The following is a 5,844-nucleotide window of genomic DNA, read 5'->3' on the forward strand; positions in this document are numbered from 1 at the left end:
TTCACCAGAATGACGCCCCCATCCGAACTCATGCGACCCCCGTCAAAACGGGCCACAACACGCCGTCCACAGGAGGCTGGAAACTCATACGCGCCTGCGCTACACTCTGTCAGCATCGGGTTCGTTTATTGCTTATGAAAAATTCTTTTGTGCAAAACAGACTTTTTCATAATCTAATCCGATGTACAACCCTTCTGTGAGATTTCCGCGTCAAGGCTGTCAAAGCCGCCTTTCCTTTCCGGATCACCCATATCCCGACCGATCGTGGTTCCTGTTTTACGGCGGATGCCTTTGAAAAGGCCTGCCGTGACATGACGATCGACCGACGCCGGACGAAAGCTTATTCCCCTCAGACCAATGGAAAGGTGGAACGCTTCAATGGCCGGGTGGTGACAGAAGTGCTGCAGGTCTGTGTTTCAAGCCATGAGGATCTCGAAATCCTGCTCAGAGGCTTCTGCTTCGCTTACAACCAACGAAAGCAGCGTGTTCTGAACAGACTATCCCCCGTGGAACACATCACTTCGTGGCTCGAGGAAAATCCCAGAGCCCGCAACTCTGATTACGTGAAATTAGACAGTCGAGGTATCATGAAACAAGTCTACGAAATCCTCAAATACGCCGTTGACGTCTCACAACCTGACAGCTAGTTATGCACCGCAGGAATATTTCCCAAGGTTACTAATTAACATATTAAGAATCGTATCGCGCACTGGGTCACGCGAACTTCGAAGCCATGCTGCAGCAAGTGGAAGCTGTCCGATTTCGCTATTTCCACGGACTTCAAGAGGAACTATAGACACACATGGGTCTACAACTTGTGCGGTCCATCGTGGAACAATAGCGATGCCGAGCCCTGCCGCGACGAGGCCAAGGATAGTTTTCTTCTCATCTGCAATTCCCGCGATATTCGGGCGCACGCCAGCTTCCTGAAATAATCTCATCGTCAAGTCATAACTATGGGGGCGAACCCGCCTGTCAGGCACAATTAACGGTTCACTGGTAATTTGATAGACGCTGATAGACGGACTTTTGGCTAGAATGTGACCAATTGGCAATGCCAAAACGGGTGACTCATAAAACAGAAATTTAAATTCCAGACGCTTGTCATATTTTTCAGGTGGGCGCACAAAGGCCAAATCAAGAGCTCCAGATAAGAGTCTCGGCAAGAGCCTAATTGTCTTGTCCTCTCTCAATTGTATAGTTGTTGTGGGATTGGATAATTTCATATCCTTAAGAAGTATAGGCATCAGACCTGCAGACGCGCTGTCGATTGCTCCTATACGGAATCTCGAGACAGTTTTCTCCCTCTTTCTTTGTCGGAAATATAAAGTGATTTCTTGAACTTGTTCTAATAAATTTCTAGCGGACTCCACGAGACTGGCGCCATCTTCGGTTAACTCTACTGTACGAGTAGTTCGAACAAACAGAGTCGTTCCCAAACTTTCCTCGAGTAATTTGATTTGACGTCCAATAGCTGCGGGCGACATCTGTAAATTTCTGGCGGCTTGTCCGAAATGGAGAGTTTCCGCAACGTTAATAAAACATTGCAATTGATGCAATTCCATAGCCACACCTCCACCTTGACGCATTATGCCATTTTATAATATAAAATCAAACTATGTCTGGTAAAATTTCTTGGAGCTACTGGCCGTATTAATGGTGCTTGTCTGCATCGAATGGGAGAAAGCACGGACGAGAAGTGGGAGTTCGAAGGACCATTAGTGGTGCTGTCACGTTAATTGAAGCTGCATGCGAAGAACGGCCAATTGCTGGTGGAACGTGGAGGGTTCTAAAAGCCTCTTGGTATTGAGGCCTACGCTGTGATTCCATTTTTCCGGTTCTGGTTGGAGGAATGAGGATATGAAACAGGCGGTATTTTTTGGCGTTGAGGAGCGGCTTGCTCGGTTAAGCGGTCTTGGCGACCAGCTCGAAGCGTTTTCCCGGACTGTGGATTTTGAGGTGTTCCGCCCGGAGCTGGACGAGGCACTGGCCTATTCAGACGGGAGTAAAGGCGGTCGTCCGCCGTTTGATCCGGTGCTGATGTTCAAGATCCTGGTGATCCAGACACTCAACAATCTGTCCGATGAACGGACGGAATACCTGATCACCGACCGTCTCTCCTTCATGCGCTTTTTAGGTCTAGGACTGTCGGACCGCGTGCCGGATGCCAGAACCGTCTGGCTGTTCCGGGAGCGTCTGACACAGGCGGGAGCAATTGAAATTCTGTTCAATCGCTTTGATGCAATCCTGCGTAACGCCGGTTATCTGCCGATGTCAGGCCAGATCCTGGATGCCACGCTGGTAGCGGCTCCGAAGCAGCGCAATACCAATACGGAGAAGGTGGGTCTGCGTGAAGGACGGATCCCCCAGGACTGGCAGGACAAGCCGTCAAGGCTGTCCCACAAGGACAGGCATGCACGCTGGACTCTGAAATTCACGAAAGCGAAGCGACAGGAGGACGGGAGTATGCCTGCAACAGATCTGGCCATCCCGTTCTTTGGCTATAAATCGCACATCTCCATCGACCGGAAATTTCGGCTGATCCGCAAATGGAAGACGACAGATGCCGCTACCAGCGATGGTGCCAGACTACGTGAGGGGCTTCTTGATCGCAGCAATACGGCGTCTGATGTCTGGGCTGATACAGCCTACCGCTCAAAAGCCAATGAGGCCTTCATGGAAAAGCAGGTCTTTGTTTCGAAGGTTCACAGGAAAAAGCCGCATCTCAAGCCCATGCCACGCCATATCCAGAGATCCAACACAGGAAAGTCCGTTATCCGGTCGCGTGTCGAACATGTCTTTGCCGATCAGAAATCACAAATGGGATTGTTCATCCGAACTGTCGGTATCACTCGGGCCACCATGAGAATCGGCCTGGCCAATATCGTCTATAATATGCGCCGCTTTCTCCTCTTGGAGCGGATTAACGCCGCCGCTTAGCAATACAGAGCATGAACCCCTCGCTCTGCTCAAAACCAAGAGTAAAAGTCAGACTAGGGAAGCAGAAGTCAACACGCTAAAAACCTGAAATCAGGCGCAAGAGATGTCAATCAACGGTTTTTGGAACCCTCCAGGTCGTTTCCGCAGATGTTTGTTAAGCCGGCGGAGTTAACGTGACAGCCCCGCGCCAGGTGAATTGAACCAAATTACTATATAATAAAATGGAGATTGTCTACTCCCTATCAGTCGTCTAGTTTTTTACTTTGGAAGTGAATTCGGGAATAATAAAAAATAACAAACGACAAGTAGGAGTTACTCATGTCTCCCGATATCGGAAAAAAAACGACCCGCAAGGTTTCGCTCAGAATTATACCGTTCATCATGTGCCTATATTACATGGTGTTTCTTGATCGAATAAATCTGGGTTTTGCATCTCTTAGCATGAATAAAGATCTTAATCTTTCTTCTGCTGAATTCGGATTTGGAGCGGGCATATTTTTCTGGGGGTATTTGCTTTGCGAAATTCCTTCGAATCTTGCGTTGCACAGAGTCGGCGCTAGGCTGTGGATCGCTCGTATTATGGTCAGCTTGGGAGTCCTTGCGGCCATAGAATCTCTAATAAATGGCTCAACTGGTTTTTATATCGTTCGATTCCTACTGGGCGCGGCGGAGGCTGGCTTTTTCCCGGGTGTAATATTCTATATCTCCCATTGGTTTCCTGCTCAACAACGTGCGAAAGCTACGTCGTTATTCATGGCTTCAGCACCACTTGCGGCGGTGTTTGGATCGCCTCTGTCCGGCGTGGTTCTTGGCTTGAGTGGATTTCTTGGACTCAAGGGCTGGCAGTGGCTGTTTCTTTCTGAGGCTGTCCCCGCTCTTTTTCTTGGCATGATGTGTCTGTTTTACATGACAGACCGTCCCGAACAAGCCTCGTGGCTCGAGGAAGATGAGCGTGCATGGCTTGTTACGACCATCAACGCTGAAAAGGCAGCGAAGGTATCAACAGAGACCAGTCGTATAGGTCGAGCAATTTCGGATCCTCGTGTTCTGGCTCTGGCCCTTGTCTATTTTGGGACATCGGCGGGCCTGTACACTCTTGGAGTGTGGGCTCCTCAGATCATCAAAAGCTTCGGTGTGACCAATATACAGGTTGGTTTTCTGAACGCGGTGCCGCCAGCTCTTGCAATCGTGGGCATGTATGTCTGGGCATGGCATTCTGATCGCACAAATGAGCGTCCATTTCATGTTATATTGCCGTGCTTGCTGGCTGCTGCTGGTCTGTTTCTGGTCAATCATGCGGCAGGCGTAGTGAGCGTTGTGGCGGCATTGGCTGTCGTTAATGTCGGGATCACATCAGCCAAATCACCATTTTGGAGTCTGCCTACAATGTTCCTTTCAGGGCCAGGTGCAGCAGCAGGGCTCGCGACAATTAACTCCGTTGGCAGTCTCGGTGGTTTCGTCGGTCCGGCCATGATCGGCTGGATAAAGACGCAGACGCATGACTTCACTGGAGGTCTCTACTTTGTCAGTGCATTACTGATCCTCTCTGCAGTCGTGACCTTTGTGGTCTCCCGGTTCATCATACGCCCGATGAATATTGAGGCGTGATGGATTTTTTTTAAATAACAGGAAGTATAATGAAAACGTACAAAATCGCTGCGATCCCGGGTGACGGAATTGGAACGGAAGTCATAGACGCCGGCGTCGAAGCCCTTCAGGCTCTCGCCAACCGGGACGGGAGCTTTTCCTTCGAGTTCGATCATTTCGACTGGGGCGGTGATTACTATAAAAAACATGGTCGCATGATGCCGGAAGACGGCCTCGAGCAGATCAGGAATCACGATGCGATCCTGTTCGGATCTGCAGGGCATCCAGATATTCCAGATCATGTTACGCTGTGGGGCTTACGTCTGGCCATTTGCCAGCCTTTTGACCAGTATGCTAATGTCCGTCCAACTCGCGTACTGCCCGGAATCACATCTCCTCTGCGTAAGGTCATTGGCCCCGAATTGAACTGGGTCATTGTACGCGAGAACTCCGAAGGAGAATATGCGGGAGTTGGTGGGCGTGTGCATCAGGGACTGCCCGAAGAAGCTGCAACGGATCTCTCGTTGATGACGCGTGCTGGCGTTACGCGAATCATGCGCTTCGCTTTTAAATTGGCGCAGAGCAGGCCACGTAAGTTGTTGACTGTTGTCACCAAATCCAATGCCCAGCGATATGCGATGGTCATGTGGGATGAAATTGCAGCAGAAGTTGCCAAGGAGTTTCCAGATGTAACTTCCGACAAGATGTTGGTTGATGCGATGACTATGCGTATGACGCTGAAACCCGAAACACTTGACACGATTGTCGCTACTAACTTGCATGCTGACATTCTTTCCGATCTGGCCGCTTCACTAGCCGGATCCCTGGGTATTGCTCCGACCGCAAACATAAACCCGGAGCGTAAATTTCCTTCAATGTTTGAACCAATTCATGGCTCTGCATTCGATATTATGGGTAAAGGTATTGCCAACCCCGTTGGCACGTTTTGGTCGGCCGTGATGATGCTGGATCATCTTGGAGAGCACGCTGCAGCCGAAAATCTTATGAAAGCCATTGAGCGAGTTACTGCGAATACGGACCTCCACACACCGGACCTCGGGGGGCAAGCCAATACTCGTATAGTTACAGATGCCGTTCTTACCGCCATTCGGTCTGAGAACGCCTGAAGGAGAAGATTATGACGGGGAAGTGGAGCGATGAGCATGCACGGGTAGCCTTACGGCGGATATTCGACGCGGCAGTTACTAGGGCCTGTTAGCACTTGATCCAGTCTGCGGCGGCAGCGATGTGGATGACCGCGAGGAACGAGGTTGCTGTTTTTTCGTATCTGGTTGCGACAGCGCGCCATTCCTTGAG

The 5,844-nt window shown here is 50.1% G+C and carries 4 protein-coding genes and 2 pseudogenes; 4 read left to right on the forward strand and 2 right to left on the reverse strand.

The genetic code is table 11. The features are described from left to right. Positions 1-209 precede the first annotated feature (209 nt). A pseudogene (locus GOB93_RS20385) lies at positions 210-647 on the forward strand (integrase core domain-containing protein); the annotation flags it as partial. Here GOB93_RS20385 and GOB93_RS20390 read toward each other — a convergent pair. Beyond that, entirely contained in the window at positions 648-1,565 is a 918-nt protein-coding gene (locus GOB93_RS20390) for a LysR family transcriptional regulator (protein WP_146892919.1), read from the reverse strand. Between the two features lie 295 nt (positions 1,566-1,860). On the opposite strand from GOB93_RS20390, the gene GOB93_RS20395 reads away from it, so the two are divergent. From GOB93_RS20395 to GOB93_RS20405, 3 genes are all read left to right on the forward strand, one after another. Next, positions 1,861-2,940 (forward strand): IS5 family transposase, encoded by a 1,080-nt coding sequence (locus tag GOB93_RS20395; protein WP_173585210.1) that lies wholly within the window; start codon positions 1,861-1,863, stop codon positions 2,938-2,940. A 318-nt stretch (positions 2,941-3,258) separates the two neighbouring features. After that, positions 3,259-4,548 carry an MFS transporter gene (locus GOB93_RS20400; RefSeq protein WP_173585211.1) on the forward strand — a complete coding sequence of 430 codons (1,290 nt, stop codon included), beginning with the start codon at positions 3,259-3,261 and terminating at the stop codon, positions 4,546-4,548. Positions 4,549-4,577: 29 nt separating this feature from the next. Next, positions 4,578-5,654: a tartrate dehydrogenase gene (locus GOB93_RS20405; protein WP_146892913.1), complete on the forward strand. Its 1,077-nt coding sequence runs from the start codon at positions 4,578-4,580 to the stop codon at positions 5,652-5,654. A gap of 88 nt (positions 5,655-5,742) precedes the next feature. Here GOB93_RS20405 and GOB93_RS20410 read toward each other — a convergent pair. After that, positions 5,743-5,844 (reverse strand): annotated as a pseudogene (locus GOB93_RS20410) (IS5-like element ISMex42 family transposase); the annotation flags it as partial.

The sequence above is a fragment of the Acetobacter musti genome, from assembly GCF_011516835.1.
Taxonomy (GTDB): Bacteria; Pseudomonadota; Alphaproteobacteria; order Acetobacterales; family Acetobacteraceae; genus Acetobacter; species Acetobacter musti.